A 941-nucleotide genomic window follows, 5' to 3' on the forward strand; every position below is an offset into this window, starting at 1 on the left:
GACCTTTGAAATTCAAATGTCATTTACTGAGCTTCAATTAAAATCGGCGTTTAGTTCTGCCGAACAATTAAACGATTTTGTTTCAATGCTGCTTACCAGTGTTGAAAACTCTATGACCGTTAAAATTGATAGCCTGATTATGCGCGCCATTAATAACATGGTTGCTGAAACTCTGGTTGATGATTTGGGTACTGGTACGGCTGGCTCTAAAACTCTGGACTTCTCAAAGTCTGGTGTTAAGGCTATCAACCTGCTGAAACTGTATAATGATTCCGTTCCGGCGGCTGACCAAATCAGTGCTATTAACTGTTTGAGCAACCCTAATTTTATTCGTTTCGCAACGTATAAAATTGCGCTGTATTCTGACCGCATGACCAAAATCAGCAAACTGTTTAACGTTGGTAAACAACCACGTTTCACCCCTGCTGATTTGCAGAATATTGTTTTCCTGTCTGACTTCGCGAAAGCGTCAGAAACGTTCCTGCTGTCTACCACGTTCAACCCTGACCGTGTGACACTCCCGGCGCATGATACCGTTCCTTACTGGCAGGGTTCCGGTACTGATTACGGTTTCGCGTCAACTGGTGTAATTGACGTTAAAACGGCAAGCGGTGAAACTGTTAAGCTGGAAATTCAGGGTAACACCAAAGGCAATAAAAACGCCGCTATTCTTGGCGTTATTCTGGATAAAGAAGCGGCGGCAGTTGCTAACACTGATCGACGTACTACCGTTCAATATAATGCCCGCGCTGAGTTTTATAACAACTGGTTTAAAGCTGACGCGCAGTATATTAATGACCTCAACGAAAACTGTATTGTTTTCTTTGTAGGCGAAACGGTGGCGTAATTGCCGGGTTAATTATAAAGGCTGGCTTAATGCTGGCCTTTTTTTATTGGGTGATAAAAATGGAACGGTTTTATCTGTACGAATACAACGGCGA

General features: G+C 42.9%; 1 protein-coding gene. It reads left to right on the top strand.

The window, feature by feature from the left end; genetic code table 11:
- Positions 1 to 847: phage major capsid protein (locus N1032_RS24090; RefSeq protein WP_259542992.1), on the top strand; the 847-nt coding region annotated here is incomplete at its 5' end.
- Positions 848 to 941 lie beyond the last annotated feature (94 nt).

The sequence above is a fragment of the Herbiconiux daphne genome, from assembly GCF_024979295.1.
Lineage (GTDB): Bacteria > Actinomycetota > Actinomycetes > Actinomycetales > Microbacteriaceae > Herbiconiux > Herbiconiux daphnes.